Genomic DNA, 18,760 nt, shown 5'->3' with positions numbered 1-18,760 from the left:
GGCGCCTTTTTCACTGCCTGCGCGGCGATGGCTATTGCGTGAAATCGAAGCCGCCCAGAATTTCGGCAATCCTGCCATCGGCCCTCAGTTCCGAAATGGCCCGGTTGAATGCGTCCAGATATGCATCCGCGCCGGCCGCTTTGGAGAGGCCGAAATGCGAATACCGGCTGGAAATCGGCTCAGCGATCCGGCCGATCCTGTCCTGCCAGCCATTCCGCGTCACCTGATGCCATCCGACGGCATCGTCCAGGGCAACAAGGTCCAGCTGGCCAAACAGCAGCATCTGCATCAGGCTGCCGGCATTGCTGCTTCGGACAATCGGATTGTGCCGTTCGAACGCAGCCTCCATTTCCTCATCTATGACACTGGCGTTCACCATTCCCAGCCGCAGCTGCGATACTTCCGCAAACCCCTCTCCCAGCTCCAGCCCGCCGGGATAACGGCGCCGGCTGAACCATAAAGTGTTTGTTTGCAGAAAGGTGCCTTCAGTAAAGGCCAGGTAGCTTTCCCGGCTGGAGGATCTGAACAGCGGCAGAATGCCATCCGCTTCCCCGCTCTGCGCCTGCGCCTGGCACCGCTGCCAGGGCAGCAGTACAACCACGGCGCTCAGCCCCTCGATCCGGCTGGTCACTTCTTTCAGCAACTGGACCTTCAGCCCGCCGGAGGGGATACCACCAGCTCCCATGGTATAGGGCGGATAGGGATCATAGCAGAACCTCAGAACGGTTTCGTCCCGGGCCTGCACGGGGGCCGCCGCAATCCAAGCAGCCGCCGCCCCGGTCAGGAGCGCCTTGAGGTAACGGAACCGCGCCATCAAACCACTGGCCTCCTTCCAGAATTTGGCCCGTCGGAGAGCTTGCCCCGGCGGAATATCCCAGCCTGACCGGCTAAGCGTGATACTGCGCCAGTTACGGCAAACTGGGAAGCCGCGATTTGTAGCGCTGGCCAGGCTAAATCACCGTTCCTGCGTTCCAAATCCCCATCTCCGCGTATCCAGCCTGAGCCGGGCTGCCGCCCATGCCCAGCCACAACCCTAGCGCTACGCGAAAAACGTTAATACCGGCTATACCGGTTAGTTCAGCTGTGCAAAGGTGCTTTTCACAAATACGTTAAATGCTAACAAGACTACCGCAAAACCAGGCGAAAGAGCATGAAAGAAGCTGCGATTACCGTCGTTTACCCGGACGTGGACACGTTCGAGGACCATGCACAGGCGGTGCTGGACATGCTTCCAGACACCCGTAATTTCCCCGGCTGCCTGCAAGCGCACGCAGGCATCAACCGGGAGCGTTTCGAGATCGCCGTCTTCCACATCTGGGAGTCGCTGGAACACTTGGACCGCTACCTGACCTGGCGCGCCGAGCGCGGTGATTTCGATGCGCGCAGCGCCACCATGCGGCGCGAGCAGGATTTTCGCACCTTCTCAGTGCCCTGAGTGGACCCCGGCCCTTTGGCCGGGATCGTTATCCTAGGGCAAGGCCGGCTGCGCTCGCCTTCGAAAACACGGCCGCAAACACCGGAGGAATTCGGGGGTTTCACATCCGCCTCCCCTTGCAGCTGAGGATCAGTAGGCAACGGTGAAAATCTGCCGGGGATGTTTGGGCACTTCCACCTCATCCAGCAGGGCAACTGCGTAATCTTCGGCAGAAATCCGGCTGTTGCCCTCGGGATCAGTCAAAAGGGTCCGGCCGCCCAGGCGGAACACCCCGCTGCGCTCGCCAGGCTCGATCAGGCCCGCAGGCGCCAGAACGCTGTAGTCCAGACCGCTTGCCGCGATTTTCCCGAAGGCTTGCCGCATGCCCTGCGCTTCTGCCTGGTAAGGCTCCGGCACCGCATCTGCAACCGGCGAACCATCCGGCAGGTTCAGCGAACCCGCGCCGCCAACCAGCAGCAGCCGGCGGCCATCAAGACCCGCTATCAGGGCGTCGGCATAGGTGTTTGCCTCCGCGACCGCATCGCCGCTGCTGCGCGGGCTGACCGCACCGATGACCACATCCGTCTGCGCAGCCAGTTCCGCCAGCCGGGCTGTATCCCGGACGTCCAGCCTTTCAGCGCGCAGGCCCGTGCGCGGTTCGGCATTTTCCGGGCTGCGCACGGCTGCAACCACCTCATGGCCGCGGTCCAATGCTTCGGCTGTGATCCGCGATCCGATCATCCCGGTTGCGCCAATAATCAGGAGCTTCATTCCGCTTCCCTTTCATCCTATAGTTACCAATGAGAACCAGATAGGCGCCTGAAACTGGTGCCGGAATACGCATTTCTTCGTCACATGGTTACCTGAAAGGAACCGCCATGAGCCGCCGCCGCGCCATCGAATACGACTGTCCCGTCCGCGATGTTCTGGACCGGATCGGCGATGCCTGGTCGGTGCTGCTGGTGATCGAACTGGCCAAAGGCCCCTGCCGGTTCAACGCGTTGCGGCGGGTTATCGGCGGAATTTCCCAGCGGATGCTGGCAGTCACCCTGCGCAATCTTGAACGCGACGGGCTGGTCAGCCGCACCGTTCTGGACCTCTCGCCGCCTCAGGTGGAATATGCGCTGACCGAGCGCGGGCACTCCCTGTTTGGCACCATACGCCAACTGGCCAGCTGGGCCGATGCACATCAGCCGGGCATCCGCGCTTCCCGGGCGGCCTATGACGCGGCGCAGCGGGCAGAGATCTGAAACAGCCCGCCTGCACAGGATCTGTTCGCAAACATCAGGTTGCCCCCGCCGCCCCAAGCGGAAATAGTGGCGCCATGAACCAGACTGACAGCATCACCGGCTACCACGCCCATATCTATTTCGACGAAACCACTGTCGAGCAGGCCAGCGCCCTGTGCCGCCAGGCTGCCGAGCGGTTCGGAGTCCAGATGGGCCGCGTCCACGAGAAAAACGTCGGCCCGCATCCGATGTGGTCCTGCCAGCTGGCTGCGGATCCGGATCAATTCGCTGAACTGCTGCCATGGCTGGCGCTGAACCGGGACGGGCTGATCGTGTTTGCCCATCCGGAAACCGGCAATCACCTGGAAGATCACCGCGATCACGCCATCTGGCTGGGTACCGGGCTGGAGCTGAATCTCAGCATTTTCGGCTGACCCGGCGCAAATTTACCAGAAATTTCCGGTGATCTGCTAGGGTTCTCGCACCCTCAGCAATGCGGAGCGTTTCGTGACGGAAGCCGTAATCATACTTCTGCAGCCCTTGCCCGGAAAATACACCGAGCTGGCTGCGCTGGTAAAAAAGATGGTCGAGCAGGTCCGGGACTATCCCGGCTGCCTGCAGGCAGAGACGCTGCTCGCGCCGGAGCGGGACGAGATCGCCGTGTATCAGCACTGGAGCAGCGCCGAAGAGCTGAGCGAATACCTGATCTGGCGCTCCAAACAGGAAGACTTCGGGAAAGTCTATGCGCTGTCAGCGGAAGAACCTGATTTCAAGACATTCACGCTCTGCACGCCCTTGTGACACCGCAGCACCCACAGAAGGATCTGCTGCTCTCCTGTCAAGGTGACAAATATATATTTTACAGTCACCAAAAGTAGCGGCGTTCAACCTTTTCGGTTTTAGTCAGAAAATACTTAAGGGGACTTCGAGATGCCTGCGCATATTCAAGCTGGTTTCCGGATTGTTTTCCAAATTAATGAGTCCGGCGAAGGTCCTACAGTGCTCATCGAACCGGCCTCGCTCGACATCGTGACCAAAGTCGGCGTTGACGGTTTCACCTACCCCCCTTGCACCCAGCGACCACTCCGAAGATGATCCTGTCGCGGAAATTGTCATGGCCGCCCTTGGCGCCTGCCTCAACGGGACTGGCCTGGACGGCGATCACCTGCCACAGTTTGCAACCCTGGCCACGTGGGATGCCTGGGCCGCCTCCGTGACAGTTGGCGAGCCGAAGGGAGCCTCCGCTCCCAGCCAGTTCATCACCTGTGACGACGTAGGCGGAACTGCTTTCCGCGCGCTCCTGGGCACAGATGGCGACGAAACCCCTACCGGCAGCAGCAAATGCAACTTCCTGGATGTCTGCGACGGCAAGGACTCTCTGAACGGCAGCAGCGGCCGAGGCCGCCTGTTCAGCGGAGAAGGCGGCGACTCCCTGACCGGCCGGGCCGGCAATGATTGGCTCGATCCCGGCGGCAACAAATTCTGGAACCAGTTGCGGACCGGCGCCGGCAGGAACACCATTTCGCTCAGCTGTGTCACCGAAGGTTTCAACGATTTCTACCACGAAGACCTCAACCAAGGCATCGCCGCCCGCATCGGAGGCGATGCAATTACGGCGGTAATCGAAAAGAGCGGCACTGGCCGGCCGGAAGCCGTCGACATCGCCAAGCCGATGCAATCCGGCTGGAATACAGAAACAGGCGGCCATTTCTGCCTTGATTACAACAGATCCGCGGAAAGCGGCATCCGCGTCAATCTGGAGAATGGTATTGTCTACGACGACGGTCTGGGCGTCCGAGACCGGATCAGAAGCGATGTTTTCGAACGCCGCGCCAGCAAATTTGACGACCGGATCACCGGCTCCGGCAGCGATGAGCCTTTCATTACCCAGCGCGGCGATGATAACCTGTTTGGCGAGGCTGGGGACGGCTTCCTCAATGGCAGAGCGCGCGACGACAAACTGTCTAGCGGTGAAGGCTTTAACACCTATGTGTTCAATGGCGGCAATGACCGCATCAGCGACTACGGCTTTGGCACCATCCGCGTTGAAAGCTGGTTCCTGGGCGGGTTCGAAACGGCACTATCGGCCGTCGATGGCGCTTTGATCGTCGATTGTAACGTTGTTGCGGATTTCACCAGCGGCAACCGGCTGCCTCTGCAGAACTATGACAATCTGGACACCTTCTTCGCCACAACATCCATTTTTCTGACCAGCTACAAAACGAAAAGAGCACCGGAAACGGAGCTCTTGTTCTTTTCCGCTATGCCGCTGGCAATTACCGCCCGGTCGCCTTTTCCATCGCCGGGCGCAGTGTGCTTTCGATCACCCGCTGGGTCACCGGGCCGGCAAAGCGCAGCACGATCTTTCCTTCGCCATCCACGACAAAGGTCTCCGGCACGCCATAGACCCCCCAGTCGATACCAGTGCGGCCGGGCAGATCATGAAGAATTGCTGCATAGGGGTCGCCCAGTTCCTCCAGGAAAGCCGTGGCGTTCTTCAACTGGTCCTTGTGGTTGATGCCATAGACCGGGATGCCTTCTTTGGACAGCGCATCCAGATTCGGATGCTCGGCGCGGCAGGGCGCACACCAGCTGGCCCAGAAATTCACCAGTTTCACATTGCCGTCGCGCAGAGTATCCGCATCGAAGCCGGGCTTACCGGTGAAGGTTTCAGCTGTCAGTTCCGGCGCCGGCTGGCCCTCGCGGGTGGACGGCAGGCTGTTCGGATCTTCACGGAACATGCCTACCAGCGCCAGGCCGACAAAACCTGCAAACACCACAACCGGAACCGCCATCAGCGGAGAGATCTTAGCCATTGCGCTTCATCCGCGTTTCCAGGGTTTCCATCTCCCGGCGCACCTTGCGGCCGCGCCAGATCGTCAGCACCACCAGCGCTGCCAGCAGCGCCAGCGAGGCACCATAGGCGGACAGCACCGTATCAGCGTATTTTCCAAGATCGGGCATCAGGCCTCCAGCCGTTCACGCGCCATCAATGCCTTGATGCGGCGGGCGCGGATTTCAGTTCCAGTGCGGTAGAACACCAATGCAATGAACAGCAGCACAAATCCTGCCATGCATACATAGAGCGGGTTGGAGAACGCATCAGCCACGTTCTCCTTTTCATCCAACGACAGCGACGCCCCCTGATGCAGCCCCTGGTTCCAGAAGTTAACCGCATAGCGGCTGAGCACCGCAAAGACCGAGCCCACAAGGCAGAGGATCGAGGTCAGGTCGGCGGCGGTGTCGGGATTGTCGATCGCCTCCCAAAGGGCGATGTAACCGAGGTAGAACAGGAAAAGCACCAGGAAGGAGGTCAGCCGCGGATCCCAGGCCCACCAGGTGCCCCACATCGGCTGCCCCCAGATCGCGCCGGTGATCAGCGCAATCACCGTCATGACCACGCCCACGGGCGCTGCCGCACGGGCCGCCAAAGCGCTGACATGATGGCGGCGGATCACCCAGACCAGCGAGGTAACCAGCATCATGAACCAGGCGTTGATCGCCATCAGCGCCGAGGGCACATGCAGGAAGATGATCTTGACGGTGGAACCTTGGCGGTAATCGTCAGGCGTGAAGAAGAAGCCCCAGACAAGGCCAACGGTGATCAGCACCGCAGAACTGATCCACAAGGCCGGCATCACACGCTCGGTGGTGGCCAGGAACTTCTTCGGGTTGGCGTATTCCCAGATCGACATGGTGGCTATTTAGCTCTTGTTCTCGGGTTTCTCAATTCACGGGCGCGGCATAGGTCAGCGCAAATTGACGCGCAGGACAGCGGCACTGGCAAAGGGCAGCAAGGCGATGGAAGCGGCGGAAATGCCCGCCAGCAGCAGCATGGGTGTCTGAACCGCCATGCCCTCGGCGCCGCGGCGGGCCACTTCGGAGCCGAAGATCAGCGTCGGCACATAGAGCGGCATCACCAGGAGCGACATCAGCAGGCCGCCGCGCTTCAGCCCAACAGTCAATGCGGCGCCAAAGGTGCCGATGACGGACAGCGCAGGTGTGCCCAGCATCAGGGAGATCACAAGCCATTGAAAGCCCTGCACAGGCAGGTTCAATAGCACCCCCAGCACCGGCGCCGCCATCACCAGCGGCAGACCAGTGGTGATCCAATGGGCCAGCGCCTTGATGGTGACGGTGCTTTCCAAGGGCAGCGGCGCAGTGGCCAAGAGGTCGAGCGAGCCGTCCTCCCAATCCAGCGCCAAGAGCCGGTCCAGCGACAGCAGGCAGGCCAGCAGCGCGCCCAGCCACAGAACACCCGGTGCGATCCGCATCAGCAATTCGGACTGCGGTCCGACAGAGAACGGCACCATTACGGTCACGATCAGGAAGAAGGCCAGCCCCAGCCCAAAGCCGCCACCGGCGCGGAAGGCGAGCTTCAGGTCCCGCAGCAAAAGCGCAATCACAGGAAGCCTCCGTCAAAATCGTCGATCTCTGGCGGCTTGGCCTTGAAGGGGCCGACGTCCAGCACCTCCGCCTCCAGGCCCAGGTCGATATGGGTGGCAATCAGGGCGGAACCGCCCTGCCCCAGATGCGCCCGCACTGCATCCGCAAACATCGCGACAGAGGTTTTGTCGAGACTGACGGTCGGCTCATCCATGATCCAGATGGGGCGGCCCGTGACCAGCATCCGACTCAAGCCCAAACGGCGTTTCTGACCCGCCGACAGCGCACCGGCCTGCCGGTCGCGCAGGGTTTTCAGGTCGAACCCGGCGAGCGCCTGTTCAATGCCATTGCGGCCAAAGACGCTGGCCCAAAAGGTCAGGTTCTCCGCCACGGTCAATGTAGGCTTCAACCCATCGGAATGGGCCGCGTAAGCGATCTGGTCCTCTGCGCCTTCGACCCGGCCCCTCAGCGGCGGCTGCAACCCGGCCACGGTGCGCAGCAGGGTTGTCTTGCCGATGCCATTGGGCCCGCGCAGGATCAGCGCGGTGCCGGGCACCAGCGCAAAGCTCAAGGCCTCCAGCACCGGGATGCCGCCGCGGGCCACGCTCAGATCCGTCACAGTCAATGTCATGAAGTTCGCTTATCCCATTGCTCCGGCGCATGAAAAGAGCATTCAGCGGATGCCCGCTTTGCGGCAGGTCAAATACATCGGAAATTCATCTTCAGACCGGCAAGGCGGCCAGTGCAATCCGCCGTCCCTCGGACAACAGCACATTGTAGGTGCGGCAAGCCGCAGGCGAATTCATCGCCTCGACGCCCAGTCCCGCGTCCTCCAGCGCCTTGCGCAACTCTGCCGGAATATGGGCGATCTCGGGACCGGTGCCGATAAACAGCACATCAACCTCCCCGGCCAGTGCCAGCAGCGGTGCGGTATCCTCCATGCCTCCCCAGCCCGCAGTGCCAACCGCCGACGTCAGCACGCCGCCCTGATGCACCTGCCCGCCAATGCGGAAGAACCCCGCACCATAGCCGTCAACCGGCTGCGCGTCCGTATAGCTCACTTCGTTCAAGCGCATGTGCGGGTCCTTTCAGTCAAACACCGGGAGGCTGGATACCACGGCCAGCGCAATCACGGAATAGGAGGCAAAGCGGTAAAGCTTCTCCAGCTTGGGATCGAACAGCGCTTTGCCGGTCAGTGTGGTGACCACGTAAGGAATGCCCAAAAGCCCGGCCAGGATAAAGGCCTGCAGGCTGGCCAGCCCGCCGAAGATCAGATTGACCGCAATCACCACATCCAGCGCGGCCAGGAACACGATGGTGTTGGCCCGCACCCGCGCCACATCGCGCACATTGGCCAGATAGAACACAATCACCACTGGCCCTGTCAGCCCGGTCATGCCGCCAACCACCCCGGCCGCGCCACCAATAGAGAACCGCCCGGGCCAGCCGATCTTACCCTGCCAGCGCCAGCCCGAGACCACCGCCGCCAGCGTCAGCCCGATCACGCCTGCGGCCACCCAGCGCACTGTCAGCGGATCCATCTTCCCCATCAGCCACAGGCCCGCAGGCACCGTCACCGCGGCGGCCATGGCCAGCGCGCCAACCTCTGCCTTGTCGGCCTTGCTCCAGGCCTGCGGGAACAGGGTGATGGTGGAAAACACCCCCATCAGCACCATCAGGAACACCACATCCGCCGAGGGCAGGAACTGCGCCCCGACGGGCACAAAGATCATCGCAGTGCCAAAACCAGTGAAGCCGCGGACAAGACCCGCGGCTCCGATGGTGACAAGCAGCCAAAACAACCCCGGTGTGGCCAGGGCTGCGTCAAAAGCCTCAAGCATCGATGTTCGAGAACTGGTTGCCGGTGGTATTGGCCTGTTTCGACCAGTCGCGCTTCACCCCCAGCTTCAGCAGAATGGTGGAGGCAACAAAGACCGACGAGTAGGTGCCGACCACAACACCCCAGATCATCGCAAAGACAAAGCCGCGGATCACGTCGCCGCCCAGCACATAGAGCGAGATCAGCGCCAGCAGGGTGGTGACCGAGGTCATCACCGTCCGGCTGAGGGTCTCGTTGATCGACAGGTTCAGAACCTCTGCCAGGTCCTTCTTCTTGTAGCGGCGCAGGTTTTCACGCACCCGGTCGAACACAACCACGGTATCGTTCAGCGAATAGCCGACGATGGTCAGCAGGGCTGCGATAATGGCCAGGTCGAACTTGATCTGCAACGCCGCAAAGACGCCGATGGTCAGCACGACGTCATGCACCAGCGCCGCCACCGCGCCCAAAGCGAACTGCCATTCAAACCGCAGCCAGATGTAGACCAGAACAGCAGCAATCGCCAAAGCGACGGCCAGCACCGCGGTCTTGATCAGCTCGCCCGAGACCTTGGGGCCAACGGATTCGACCGCGGCAAACTTGATGCCCGGCGCCACCGCATCCAGCGACTGGTTCAACGTCTCGATCATCTCGCCCGAGATCGCCTCGCCGCCTTCCTGCGCTTGGATGCGGATCTGCGACACATGCTGGTCGTCGTCGAAGGCCGGGTCGAACACTTCGGTGATTGAAATGTCGCCCAGCTGGTGCACCGCCAGCGCATCACGGTAGGCGCCCACATCCACAGGCTCAGAGGCCTCAGTGCGGATGGTGGTGCCACCGCGGAAGTCGATGCCGAAGTTCAGGCCCTGCAGCGCAAAGGACGCAATGCCGATCACCAGCAGCAGCGCCGACAGGCCCAGCCACAGCTTGGCCTTGCCGAAAAAGTCGAAGGAGGTTTCCTGGGGAACTAGTCTCAGCCGCATATCACACCTCAATCGTTTTCGGACGGCGCCGTTCAAACCACATGACAATCATCAGGCGGGTGACAAAGATCGCGGTGAAGACCGAGGTCATGATGCCCAGACCCAGGGTGATCGCAAACCCGCGCACCGGGCCGGAGCCCATGGCGAACAGGATCACCGCGGTGATGAAGGTGGTGATGTTGGCGTCGAGAATAGCGCTCAGCGCCTTGGAGTAGCCTTCGTCAATCGCCTTGGCCGGGCCGCGGCCCGCCTTCAGCTCTTCACGGATGCGTTCAAAGATCAGCACATTGGCATCCACCGCCATACCGACGGTCAGAACAATACCCGCAATGCCCGGCAGGGTCAGCGTGCCGCCAATGAGGCTCAGCATGCCAAAGATCAGCGCGATGTTGAGGATCAGCGCCACATTGGCAAACAGGCCAAACAGGCCATAGCTGAGGCCCATGAACACCAGCACTGCGATAAAGGCCACGATGGTTGCGATCTTGCCCGCATCAATGCTGTCCTGGCCCAGTTCTGGACCGATGGTACGTTCTTCCAGGAACACCAGCTCTGCCGGCAGCGCGCCTGCGCGCAGCAGCACGGCCAGGTTGGTGCTTTCCTCAATGGTGAAGTTGCCGGTGATGATGCCGGAGCCGCCCGGGATATGCGATTGGATCACCGGAGCTGAGACCACCTCGTCATCCAGCACAATGGCAAAGGGCGAGCCAATGTTCTCAGCCGTGTAGTCCCCGAACCGGCGCGCACCGGAGGTGTTGAAGCGGAAGGTCACCGCAGGCCGGCCGTTCTGATCGAACGAGGGCTGCGCATCCACCAGGTCCTCGCCGGTCACAACGGCGGCGGACTCGATGGTGTAGTATATGCCTTCTTCATCCAGCGACGGGATCACTTCGTTGCCGATCCCCGGCGCCGCATCCGGATCACTGCCGCGGCCGGCAACCGGATTAAAGGTCAGCTGTGCGGTGGTGCCGATAATAGCTTTCAGTTCCGACGCGGATCCAATGCCAGGCACCTGAATCAGGATCCGGTCGGCGCCCTGGCGCTGAATGGTTGGCTCGCGGGTACCGACCTCGTCAATCCGGCGGCGCACGATTTCCAGCGCCTGGCGCACGGTGCGGTCGTCCGAGGCGATCTTTTCCGCCTCGCTCAAGCGCACCACCAGGATGTCCCCCTCGGCGGAGACCTCGATGTCATTGGCACCGACGCCGGTCAGCGTGGTGATCGGATTGGCCAGACCCCGCACCACTTCCAGCGCGCGGGCCATGCCGTCAGGCTTGGACAGTTTCAGACGAATTTGATCTGCCGACCCAGGCTGGCGGCGGAAAGTGCCGACTGTGTCCCGCTCAGGCCGCAGCGCGTCGCGCACCTCCGGCCACAGCGCATCCATCCGCGCTTCGTACACATCGCTGACCTGCACTTCGGCCAGCAAATGCGCACCGCCCCGCAGGTCGAGGCCGAGGTTCACCAGCCCCGACGGCAGATACGATGGCCACTGGCCCGCAACTTCCAGCCGCTGCGGCGTCTCGCCCTTGGCGATGATGTCGGCGGCCGCATCATTGGCCTGTTCGACGCGGGTGTAAAACCCGTTTGGCAGGGCAAGCATCAGACCGGCTGCGCATACCAGCCAGATCAGCACCCTCTTCCAGAGATCAATTTGCAGCATTGCCCTGCCTTTTCAGATCGTTGCGGGAAACGCTTAAGATGCCGGCTCGGTCTTGTTCAGAACCTGGGCAATGGTCGCCTTGACCACGCGCACCTTGACGCCTTCCGCGATTTCCACCTCGATCTCGCCGTCTTCCTTGACCTTGGCCACCTTGCCGATGACACCGCCCTGGGTGACCACCTGGTCGCCGCGGCGCAGGCCGTCGACCATCGCCTGATGCTGCTTCATCTTCTTCTGCTGCGGGCGGATCAGCAGGAAGTACATGATCGCGAAGATCAGGATAAGCGGGAGAAATTGGGCGACTGCGCCACCGTCCATGGGATATTCCTTCTGTCAAAGCGGCATGGGGTTTCATGCCGGAATTTTGCAGCGGAACCTATGCGTTGAGGGAAAGGGTTGCAAGGCTCACACCGCGCTCAACAGGGCCAAATCCGCCCCCCGGCGATGTTGTTCGCATATAAGGAGGCGCCCAGCACTCCTGACGCAGGTTTTTTGGGTGCTTCCGGCTCCTCAGAAACGCAGCTGAGAGATTGCGGCTTGAGCACGCGAAACCCTCTCTGGCGGCCTAATCAAAGCCTCCAAGACAGTGCAAATCAACGCTTCCAGAACCGCTTCGGTTTGGGCTTTTGTGCCTTGAGGTACTTCTTCAAGTCGGTAAAGCCGCCAACCTTGACGCCATCAATAAATACAAGAGGCGTCGTGGTGATGTGATGCTTGTCTTTGAAAGCATCAGTTTCACGGCGCGTTCGGAGGATGTGCTCCTCCACTTCAAACTTCTCACGGTGCAGCAGATCACGGGCCGCGGTGCCGTAGCCACAGGTGTAGTTGGGCAATTCCATGCGGTAAAGTACGGCCTTAGACATTTGAGCGGTCCCTCTTGTTCCCGGCCGATTTCGGGTGTTGACCCGTCTTACGCAAGATCAGACCGATCACTTTGGCGTGGGCTATCTTTGGTTCTTCCACTGCATCTAATTGCCACAGTCAGCACGCCTGATTTTGCCTGCCCGAATTGCATTCATAAAGGAGTGACCCGAACGGCTCCGGATTTGCAGAAAGCTGCAACGCAGGAACAGTCTGGATCCACTAGGCTGCCCCCTCTTCCCCTTTCTGCACCCTTGCGTCATAGGATGGGTCTACTGATTCAAATACCATTCAACGCTAGGAGAGACTTCTCATGCATGACATCCGCGCTATCCGCGAAAATCCTGCCGCATTCGACGCCGCTGTGGCGCGGCGCGGGGATGCGGGTGTGTCGTCAGAGATCCTGGCACTGGATGAGGCACGCCGGGCCAAGATCCTAGCGGCCGAAACCGCACAAGCTGAGCAGAACAAGGCCTCCAAAGAAGTCGGCGCCGCCAAGGGCCGCGGCGATGAGGCTGAGTTTGAACGCCTGCGCGCGCTGGTGGCGGAGAAGAAGGCCGAAGTGGCGGCGATGAACGCGGAGGCCAAGGAGCTGGACCAGCAGCTGACCGATATGCTGGGTACCATCCCCAACCTCGCGCATGACGATGTGCCGCAGGGAGAAGATGAGGACGACAACGTCGAAATCCGCCGCTGGGGCGAGCCCAAGGCGCTCGATTTCGAGGCCAAGGAGCATTTTGAAATCGAAGGCGTGAAGCCGGGCATGGACTTTGAGACCGCGGCCAAGCTCTCCGGCAGCCGCTTTGTGGTGCTGTCCGGTGCGGTCGCCCGCATCCACCGGGCGCTGGCGCAGTTCATGATCAACACCCATGTGGACGAAAACGGCCTGACAGAAACCTGGACCCCGGTGCTGGTGCGCGAAGAGATGATGTACGGCACCGGCCAGCTGCCCAAGTTCGGCGAGGACAGCTACAAGACCACCAACGGCTGGTGGCTGGTGCCGACGGCTGAGGTCACGCTGACCAATATCGTCAACGGCATGACGGTTGAGGAAGGCTACCTGCCGCGCCGCTATGTGGCGCACACCCAGTGCTTCCGCTCGGAGGCCGGCAGCGCGGGCAAGGACACCGCCGGCATGCTGCGCCAGCACCAGTTCGAAAAGGTCGAGATGGTCTCGGTTACCCATCCGGACAAAAGCCTGGACGAGCATGAGCGCATGACCCGCTGCGCCGAGGACATCCTGGAGCGTCTGGGCCTGCCCTACCGCACTATCGTTCTGTGCACCGGCGACATGGGCTTTGGCGCCCGCAAGACCCACGACATCGAGGTGTGGGTGCCCGGCCAGAACACCTACCGCGAGATTTCCTCGGTGTCGGTCTGCGGCGACTTCCAGGCGCGCCGGATGAATGGCCGGTTCAAGCCCGCAGACGGCGGCAAACCGCAATTCGTGCACACGCTGAACGGCTCTGGCCTGGCGGTGGGCCGCTGCCTGATCGCGGTACTGGAAAACGGCCAGCAGGCGGATGGTTCGGTTCAGCTGCCCGAGGTTCTGGCGCCGTATCTGGGCGGTAAGCTGACCCTGACGGCCGGGGGCGAACTGGTCTGACCTGACTGCAGGGCTGAAACTCGGAAACCGGCGCCACCTTGCGCCGGTTTTCTTTTGAAATCAGGCGGATGCCCTCACTTCTTCGCCTTCTTCTTTTTCTTCTTGGCGGATTTACCCTTTTGCAGGCTCTTGCCTTCCAGGATGGCCTTTGCCTTGGCTTTTTCCTTTTCAATCGCCCGCTTTGCCTTGGCTTTCACCTTCTTGGCTTTCTGCTTCGCCTTGTCCTGAGCCACCGCGAAAGCCACCGCCAGCGACGCCGCCTTGCGCTTGGCCTTCAGGGCCTTGGCCTCTGCCTTGGCCGCCTTGTCCTCGGCCGCGGCCCGGGCTGCTTCCGCCTCCGCCAGCCGGGCATCCATCTCTGCTTTTTGCACCTCAGCCTCCTGTCCGCCCGCCTGACCGTTCACCCGCTGCGCCGTTTTGACCGCAGGCGCAGAACCGGTTTCGGCCATGGCCGCTTCCTTGAGCCTGGCAGCGCGGTTCACGCCAATCCCTGGAATGCTGCACAGCTTCGCGTCCTCCAGCGCCGCCAGCGCCTCAGCCGTCGTTACGCCGTTTGCCAGCAGGATCCTGGCCAAGGCAGGCCCCACCCCGGTCAGCTTCTCAATAGGAGTCATGCCTGGTTTTCTCCCCCGTTTGCCCCGGTATGCTTGCCGCTCTCAGATTTGCACGGTTCCAGTCACGCTGGAAAGGGGACCAGGCATTTTTTGTCTTCGTCCCAGAGCTTTAACGTCAGCGCCCGGATGGCTTCCGGGAACTTGATGCGGCGCAGACCGATCTCCTCCGGCAGGCTGTAGTGGCATTGACGCAGCCGGTAGGACGGGATGCGGGCGTTATAGTGGTGAATGTCATGCAGGGTGATATTGGCGACCGCCATGTCGAAAATCCAGCCGAAATCGAGGCAGGAGGAGCCCTGCAGCGCCGCCACCTGAGGATTGAGGTCCGGGCGGCGGTCCCAGTAGGTGTCCTCGAAGTTATGCTGCAAGTAGACCAGGAACACACCAATCATCCCGCCGAGAAAGGAAAAGGCGAGCCAGGTCCAGATCCCGGTCATTCCCGCAGCCCAATAAAGCAGCGCCAGCATCGCCACGATCACCAGATTGTGCAGGATCACTCCCAGCGCTCCGAAGCGGGCGGTGTTCTTGGGCCAGCGGTACCGGATGAAATAGGTGAAAGCCGCCCCCAAGGGCACCAGCACCAGGGGATTTCGGTACAGCCGGTAGCCCAGGCGTTCCCAGAATCCAGCCTTCTCCCACTCCCGCAGCGTCATGGTGTGGATCTCGCCGGTCTCCCGGTGCTCCAGGTTGCCGATATTGGAATGGTGCAGGTTGTGGTTCTGCTTCATCACCTCAAACGGCGCAAAGGTGAAGGGCGACAGCACATGGCCTGCGATCTCGTTCTGCAACCGGGTTTCAAACAGCGAATGATGGCCGGTGTCATGCTGCAGCACGTAAAGGCGCACCGCGGCAAAGGCAAAAACCACCCCCGCAGGCAGCAGGGCATACCAGTATCCGGCGTATGTTATGGCCGCCGTCAGCGCAGCGAAATAAACCGCAAAGGTGCCGCAATAGCTGAGCAGCGCCAGCCGGTTGTCCTTTGCAGTAAACTTGCGGGTATGCGCCCTCAGATCCATGTATTCGCTCATAAATTTGCTTTGTGACAGCCGTGCGAAAGAGACGGCTCATCCAAGGTTAAACCTCAGATAATCCCGTGCAGCCCAAAGACAAGGCCCCCGGCCTGCAGCATTACAACCAAAGAGGTAGCAAACCCGCCGGGCAAATGAAATGCGGCCGGATGCGCCAGCGGCCTGCCGGCAACAGACCGCGCACCCGCATCGGAACGCAAAAACGCCGCCCGTCAGGGCGGCGCCGGGCCCAACGGGGCTGGTGCATTCACTTGAATGTGCCAGGCCGGGCGGGAGAACGCCGCCCAATGCCCGGGTCAGCTGCCGGGTTTCTTCAAATGCTTGGCCAGGGCACCGGCGTTCTTCTGCCGTTTGCCCTTGTAGGGGTTCTTGTCGCCCTGCCCGCGCATGTACAGGCGGATCGGGGTGCCCGGCATGTCGAAATCCTCGCGCAAGCCATTGACCAGATAGCGGGTATAGCTTTCCGGCAGCTTGTCGGGATGCGAGCACATCACCACAAATCCCGGCGGCCGGCTTTTGGCCTGGGTCATGTAGCGCAGCTTGATCCGTTTGCCCTGCGGCGCAGGCGGCGGGTGCTGCTCCAGCATGCCAACCAGCCAGCGGTTCAGCGCCGCGGTCGGAACCCGTCGGTTCCAGACGCCATAGGCGCGCATGATTGCCTCATGCAACCGGTCCAGCCCCTTGCCGGTCTTGGCCGAAACCGTCACCAGCGGCGCCCCGCGCAGCTGCGGCAGCAAGCGGCCGAAGGCCTCTTTCAGATCACGCAGTTTTTCCTGCTTGTGTTCTTCCGCGTCCCATTTGTTGACCGCCACCACAACCGAGCGCCCCTCGCGCTCTGCCAGGTCGGCAATCCGCAGGTCCTGCTGCTCAAACGGGATGCTGGCGTCCAGCAGCACCACAACAACCTCGGCGAATTTCACCGCGCGCAGACCGTCGGAGACGGAAAGCTTTTCCAGCTTTTCCTGCACCTTGGCCTTCTTGCGCATGCCCGCGGTGTCAAACACCCGCATCGGCACGTCTTTCCAGTTGATCCGCAGCGAGATCGCATCGCGGGTGATCCCGGCCTCGGGCCCGGTCAGCAGCCGGTCCTCGCCCAGGATCTTGTTGATCAGCGTCGACTTGCCCGCGTTGGGCCGGCCCACCACGGCAACCTGCAAGGGCTTGGCGTCGGTCGGGACAGGAATGATCTCTTCCTCGTCCTCGCCGATTTCCTCGTAGACCTCGACATCGGTGACCGGAGAATGATCCACGGCCTCGGCTTCGAACTTCTCCGCCAGCGGCTGCAGGATGCCGTAAAGATCCGGCATCCCCTCCCCATGTTCACCCGACAGGCGCAGCGGCTCGCCCAAGCCCAGGCCATAGGCTTCCAGCACGCCGGCCTCGGCGGCGTTGCCCTCGGCCTTGTTGGCGGCCAGGATCACATGCGCCGACTTGCGGCGCAGGATGTCGGCAAAGATTTCATCGGTCGGCGTCACCCCGGTGCGCGCGTCGATCATGAACAGGCAGATGTCGGCCATGTCGACAGCACGCTCGGTCAGGCGCCGCATGCGCCCCTCCAGCGAGTTGTCGGTGGCGTCTTCCAGACCCGCGGTGTCAATCACGGTGAAGCGCAGATCGCCCAGCCGCGCCTCGCCTTCCCGCAGGTCGCGCGTGACGCCGGGCTGGTCATCGACCAGGGCCAGCTTCTTGCCCACGAGGCGGTTGAACAGGGTGGACTTGCCCACATTGGGACGGCCCACGATGGCGAGGGTAAAGGACATCAGACCAACTTTCTGCGATTCAGACGCGCCCCATAGCGCATCTTGGCGGCAACCGCCAGAGCTCAGCGGTAGGCCAGCAGATCACCCTTGGAAGAAACCACGTAAAGCGTGCGGCCGGCAATCACAGGCGCGGTGGTGGCACCGCCCGGAACCTCGACGGTGCGGGCCAGGCTGCCATCCTCGGGATTGAAGAAGCGCAAGAGCCCGTCATTGGAGGCGATGATGATCTGCCCGCCCGCCAGCACCGGGCCGTAGTGCACATAGACCTCGCCGCGCTTGCCTGGCTTGTCCTTGAGGAAGCCAGGCAGGTCCACCGCCCAGATCACCTCGCCGCTGTCCGCATCCAGGCGCAGCAGCCGGTTCTGGTCGCTGACCTGGAACAGGCTGCCGCCTGCCGGCCAGGCGGTTCCGGCAGCCCCTTCGCGCGCGGTCCACAGCCGGTCGCCGGTATCCAGGTCGATAGCCACGGTGCGGCCCGAGTTGTTGCCTGCATAAAGCCGCTTGCCCGAAACCACCGGCGCGCCGGTCACATCGCTGATCCGCGACAAGGTCTGTCCGGTGCGGCGGCCGGAGACCGAGGCGCTCCAGCGCCGCAGTCCGCCGCGGCGGAAGGTGGCAATCAGATCGCCCGAGCCGAAGGCAAAGACCGCCAGGTCCCGGGTTACCACCGGTGCCGGCGCCCCCAGGATATTCGATGCCGAAGGCGCCCCTTCGATCTGCCAGGCAATGCGGCCATCCTTGGCGTTCACCGCCCAGCCGGTTTCATCGCCTGCAACCAGATACACCAGCCCGCCGCTGACCCGCGGCTGACCCGACCCTGTGGCCTCCAGCTCCTGGCGCCAGATCAGGCTGCCGTCCGCCGCATCCAATGCTGTCAATACGCCGAAACCGGACGAAACATAGACAACACCATCGTCATAAGCCAAACCGCCGCCGGTGGCCTGGCCTTCATCATCCTCGGCGGGGATCAATTCGCTCTGCCAAAGCACCTGCCCCTGCGGCGACACCGCCGAGACCCGCGCCGCACTGTCCAGCGTGTAAACACGCCCGCCGCCGGCCACCGGGGTTGCGGTGATGCGCTGGCGGCGCCCGTCGCCTTCGCCGATCGGCGCGGACCAGACCCGCTGCGGTGCCGCAGACAGCGCCGGATGCGCGGTGCGCCCGGCCTCGGCGCCGTGGCCCTGCGCCCAATCCGCATTGGCCACCTGTTTGGGCAGCGAAATTGCGCGCGCCTGGTTCACAACCTCCGCAGCAGCGTCCGGGCGGATATCCTCACGCTCGCCGCGCAGGATGATCTCTTCCTCGGCGCAGGCCGCCAGAAGAGCAGCTGCTGCGGTGCCGCACAAAAGCGCCCGTACCCGGGAGAAAGTCTTTGTTGTTGTCATTGCCCTGCCCTG

23 protein-coding genes are annotated in these 18,760 nt (G+C 62.1%); 5 read left to right on the top strand and 18 right to left on the bottom strand.

Annotated features, from left to right (window positions below):
• Nucleotides 1-31: 31 nt before the first annotated feature.
• A complete protein-coding gene (locus tag ACXAEH_RS04165; protein ID WP_475031221.1) occupies nt 32-814 on the bottom strand; it encodes a substrate-binding periplasmic protein in 783 nt (260 codons plus the stop codon).
• A gap of 336 nt (nt 815-1,150) precedes the next feature.
• On the opposite strand from ACXAEH_RS04165, the gene ACXAEH_RS04160 reads away from it, so the two are divergent.
• A complete protein-coding gene (locus ACXAEH_RS04160) occupies nt 1,151-1,435 on the top strand; it encodes an antibiotic biosynthesis monooxygenase (RefSeq protein ID WP_475031220.1) in 285 nt (94 codons plus the stop codon).
• Between the two features lie 129 nt (nt 1,436-1,564).
• Here ACXAEH_RS04160 and ACXAEH_RS04155 read toward each other — a convergent pair whose 3' ends face one another.
• Complete coding sequence (locus ACXAEH_RS04155; RefSeq protein ID WP_475031219.1) at nt 1,565-2,185, bottom strand: NAD(P)-dependent oxidoreductase; 621 nt, start codon at nt 2,183-2,185, stop codon at nt 1,565-1,567.
• A gap of 107 nt (nt 2,186-2,292) precedes the next feature.
• Between ACXAEH_RS04155 and ACXAEH_RS04150 the strand changes: the two genes are divergently transcribed.
• The 3 genes from ACXAEH_RS04150 (at nt 2,293) to ACXAEH_RS04140 (ending at nt 3,444) form a co-directional block, all read left to right on the top strand.
• Nucleotides 2,293-2,664, top strand: coding sequence for a winged helix-turn-helix transcriptional regulator (locus tag ACXAEH_RS04150; RefSeq protein ID WP_475031218.1), 372 nt, complete (start codon nt 2,293-2,295; stop codon nt 2,662-2,664).
• A gap of 74 nt (nt 2,665-2,738) precedes the next feature.
• A complete protein-coding gene (locus ACXAEH_RS04145; protein ID WP_475031217.1) occupies nt 2,739-3,077 on the top strand; it encodes a DOPA 4,5-dioxygenase family protein in 339 nt (112 codons plus the stop codon).
• 73 nt (nt 3,078-3,150) lie between these two features.
• A complete protein-coding gene (locus tag ACXAEH_RS04140) occupies nt 3,151-3,444 on the top strand; it encodes an antibiotic biosynthesis monooxygenase family protein (protein WP_475031216.1) in 294 nt (97 codons plus the stop codon).
• Nucleotides 3,445-3,697: 253 nt separating this feature from the next.
• On the opposite strand, the gene ACXAEH_RS04135 is transcribed toward ACXAEH_RS04140, so the two are convergent.
• From ACXAEH_RS04135 to ACXAEH_RS04080, 12 genes are all read right to left on the bottom strand, one after another.
• Complete coding sequence (locus tag ACXAEH_RS04135) at nt 3,698-4,351, bottom strand: hypothetical protein (protein WP_475031215.1); 654 nt, start codon at nt 4,349-4,351, stop codon at nt 3,698-3,700.
• Nucleotides 4,352-4,919: 568 nt separating this feature from the next.
• Nucleotides 4,920-5,459, bottom strand: a complete 540-nt coding sequence (locus tag ACXAEH_RS04130) for a DsbE family thiol:disulfide interchange protein (RefSeq protein WP_475031214.1) — start codon at nt 5,457-5,459, stop codon at nt 4,920-4,922.
• On the bottom strand, nt 5,452-5,607 hold the full coding sequence (gene ccmD, locus ACXAEH_RS04125) for a heme exporter protein CcmD (protein ID WP_475031213.1): 156 nt from the start codon (nt 5,605-5,607) through the stop codon (nt 5,452-5,454). Before ccmD ends, ACXAEH_RS04130 begins: the two co-directional genes overlap by 8 nt.
• Entirely contained in the window at nt 5,607-6,338 is a 732-nt protein-coding gene (locus ACXAEH_RS04120; protein ID WP_475031212.1) for a heme ABC transporter permease, read from the bottom strand. Before ACXAEH_RS04120 ends, ccmD begins: the two co-directional genes overlap by 1 nt.
• 54 nt (nt 6,339-6,392) lie before the next feature.
• A complete protein-coding gene (gene ccmB, locus ACXAEH_RS04115) occupies nt 6,393-7,049 on the bottom strand; it encodes a heme exporter protein CcmB (protein ID WP_475031211.1) in 657 nt (218 codons plus the stop codon).
• Complete coding sequence (gene ccmA / locus ACXAEH_RS04110; RefSeq protein WP_475031210.1) at nt 7,046-7,660, bottom strand: heme ABC exporter ATP-binding protein CcmA; 615 nt, start codon at nt 7,658-7,660, stop codon at nt 7,046-7,048. Before ccmA ends, ccmB begins: the two co-directional genes overlap by 4 nt.
• 91 nt (nt 7,661-7,751) lie before the next feature.
• Entirely contained in the window at nt 7,752-8,105 is a 354-nt protein-coding gene (locus ACXAEH_RS04105; RefSeq protein ID WP_475031209.1) for an Mth938-like domain-containing protein, read from the bottom strand.
• Between the two features lie 12 nt (nt 8,106-8,117).
• Nucleotides 8,118-8,831: a TSUP family transporter gene (locus ACXAEH_RS04100; RefSeq protein ID WP_475031208.1), complete on the bottom strand. Its 714-nt coding sequence runs from the start codon at nt 8,829-8,831 to the stop codon at nt 8,118-8,120.
• A 31-nt stretch (nt 8,832-8,862) separates the two neighbouring features.
• Nucleotides 8,863-9,831 carry a protein translocase subunit SecF gene (gene secF, locus ACXAEH_RS04095; protein ID WP_475031207.1) on the bottom strand — a complete coding sequence of 323 codons (969 nt, stop codon included), beginning with the start codon at nt 9,829-9,831 and terminating at the stop codon, nt 8,863-8,865.
• Nucleotide 9,832: 1 nt separating this feature from the next.
• The gene (gene secD / locus ACXAEH_RS04090; protein WP_475031206.1) at nt 9,833-11,494 is read right to left on the bottom strand and encodes a protein translocase subunit SecD; all 1,662 of its coding nucleotides are present in this window, start codon (nt 11,492-11,494) and stop codon (nt 9,833-9,835) included.
• A 33-nt stretch (nt 11,495-11,527) separates the two neighbouring features.
• Nucleotides 11,528-11,812: a preprotein translocase subunit YajC gene (gene yajC / locus ACXAEH_RS04085; protein ID WP_039130110.1), complete on the bottom strand. Its 285-nt coding sequence runs from the start codon at nt 11,810-11,812 to the stop codon at nt 11,528-11,530.
• A 275-nt stretch (nt 11,813-12,087) separates the two neighbouring features.
• A complete protein-coding gene (locus ACXAEH_RS04080; RefSeq protein WP_475031205.1) occupies nt 12,088-12,357 on the bottom strand; it encodes a glutaredoxin family protein in 270 nt (89 codons plus the stop codon).
• A gap of 311 nt (nt 12,358-12,668) precedes the next feature.
• Between ACXAEH_RS04080 and serS the strand changes: the two genes are divergently transcribed.
• On the top strand, nt 12,669-13,961 hold the full coding sequence (serS, locus tag ACXAEH_RS04075) for a serine--tRNA ligase (protein WP_475031204.1): 1,293 nt from the start codon (nt 12,669-12,671) through the stop codon (nt 13,959-13,961).
• 74 nt (nt 13,962-14,035) lie between these two features.
• Here serS and ACXAEH_RS04070 read toward each other — a convergent pair whose 3' ends face one another.
• The 4 genes from ACXAEH_RS04070 to ACXAEH_RS04055 form a co-directional block, all read right to left on the bottom strand.
• The gene (locus tag ACXAEH_RS04070; protein ID WP_475031203.1) at nt 14,036-14,575 is read right to left on the bottom strand and encodes a helix-hairpin-helix domain-containing protein; all 540 of its coding nucleotides are present in this window, start codon (nt 14,573-14,575) and stop codon (nt 14,036-14,038) included.
• 62 nt (nt 14,576-14,637) lie between these two features.
• Complete coding sequence (locus tag ACXAEH_RS04065) at nt 14,638-15,591, bottom strand: fatty acid desaturase (protein WP_475035514.1); 954 nt, start codon at nt 15,589-15,591, stop codon at nt 14,638-14,640.
• A 308-nt stretch (nt 15,592-15,899) separates the two neighbouring features.
• The gene (der, locus tag ACXAEH_RS04060) at nt 15,900-17,363 is read right to left on the bottom strand and encodes a ribosome biogenesis GTPase Der (protein ID WP_475031202.1); all 1,464 of its coding nucleotides are present in this window, start codon (nt 17,361-17,363) and stop codon (nt 15,900-15,902) included.
• A gap of 62 nt (nt 17,364-17,425) precedes the next feature.
• Entirely contained in the window at nt 17,426-18,748 is a 1,323-nt protein-coding gene (locus tag ACXAEH_RS04055; protein ID WP_475031201.1) for a PQQ-like beta-propeller repeat protein, read from the bottom strand.
• Between the last annotated feature and the right edge of the window lie 12 nt (nt 18,749-18,760).

This window comes from Leisingera sp. ABM4_060, from assembly GCF_056158765.1.
Note: the sequence above shows the minus strand (reverse complement) of the source record. Positions and strands in the feature narration are given on the sequence as shown.

Coding starts and splice junctions, on each gene's coding strand:
- ACXAEH_RS04165 (WP_475031221.1), bottom strand. CDS start 814: ATGGCGCGGTTCCGTTACCTCAAGGCGCTCCTGACCGGGGCGGCGGCT.
- ACXAEH_RS04160 (WP_475031220.1), top strand. CDS start 1,151: ATGAAAGAAGCTGCGATTACCGTCGTTTACCCGGACGTGGACACGTTC.
- ACXAEH_RS04155 (WP_475031219.1), bottom strand. CDS start 2,185: ATGAAGCTCCTGATTATTGGCGCAACCGGGATGATCGGATCGCGGATC.
- ACXAEH_RS04150 (WP_475031218.1), top strand. CDS start 2,293: ATGAGCCGCCGCCGCGCCATCGAATACGACTGTCCCGTCCGCGATGTT.
- ACXAEH_RS04145 (WP_475031217.1), top strand. CDS start 2,739: ATGAACCAGACTGACAGCATCACCGGCTACCACGCCCATATCTATTTC.
- ACXAEH_RS04135 (WP_475031215.1), bottom strand. CDS start 4,351: ATGGCCGCCTGTTTCTGTATTCCAGCCGGATTGCATCGGCTTGGCGAT.
- ACXAEH_RS04130 (WP_475031214.1), bottom strand. CDS start 5,459: ATGGCTAAGATCTCTCCGCTGATGGCGGTTCCGGTTGTGGTGTTTGCA.
- ccmD (WP_475031213.1), bottom strand. CDS start 5,607: ATGCCCGATCTTGGAAAATACGCTGATACGGTGCTGTCCGCCTATGGT.
- ACXAEH_RS04120 (WP_475031212.1), bottom strand. CDS start 6,338: ATGTCGATCTGGGAATACGCCAACCCGAAGAAGTTCCTGGCCACCACC.
- ccmA (WP_475031210.1), bottom strand. CDS start 7,660: ATGACATTGACTGTGACGGATCTGAGCGTGGCCCGCGGCGGCATCCCG.
- ACXAEH_RS04105 (WP_475031209.1), bottom strand. CDS start 8,105: ATGCGCTTGAACGAAGTGAGCTATACGGACGCGCAGCCGGTTGACGGC.
- secF (WP_475031207.1), bottom strand. CDS start 9,831: ATGCGGCTGAGACTAGTTCCCCAGGAAACCTCCTTCGACTTTTTCGGC.
- secD (WP_475031206.1), bottom strand. CDS start 11,494: ATGCTGCAAATTGATCTCTGGAAGAGGGTGCTGATCTGGCTGGTATGC.
- yajC (WP_039130110.1), bottom strand. CDS start 11,812: ATGGACGGTGGCGCAGTCGCCCAATTTCTCCCGCTTATCCTGATCTTC.
- ACXAEH_RS04080 (WP_475031205.1), bottom strand. CDS start 12,357: ATGTCTAAGGCCGTACTTTACCGCATGGAATTGCCCAACTACACCTGT.
- serS (WP_475031204.1), top strand. CDS start 12,669: ATGCATGACATCCGCGCTATCCGCGAAAATCCTGCCGCATTCGACGCC.
- ACXAEH_RS04070 (WP_475031203.1), bottom strand. CDS start 14,575: ATGACTCCTATTGAGAAGCTGACCGGGGTGGGGCCTGCCTTGGCCAGG.
- ACXAEH_RS04065 (WP_475035514.1), bottom strand. CDS start 15,591: ATGGATCTGAGGGCGCATACCCGCAAGTTTACTGCAAAGGACAACCGG.
- der (WP_475031202.1), bottom strand. CDS start 17,363: ATGTCCTTTACCCTCGCCATCGTGGGCCGTCCCAATGTGGGCAAGTCC.
- ACXAEH_RS04055 (WP_475031201.1), bottom strand. CDS start 18,748: ATGACAACAACAAAGACTTTCTCCCGGGTACGGGCGCTTTTGTGCGGC.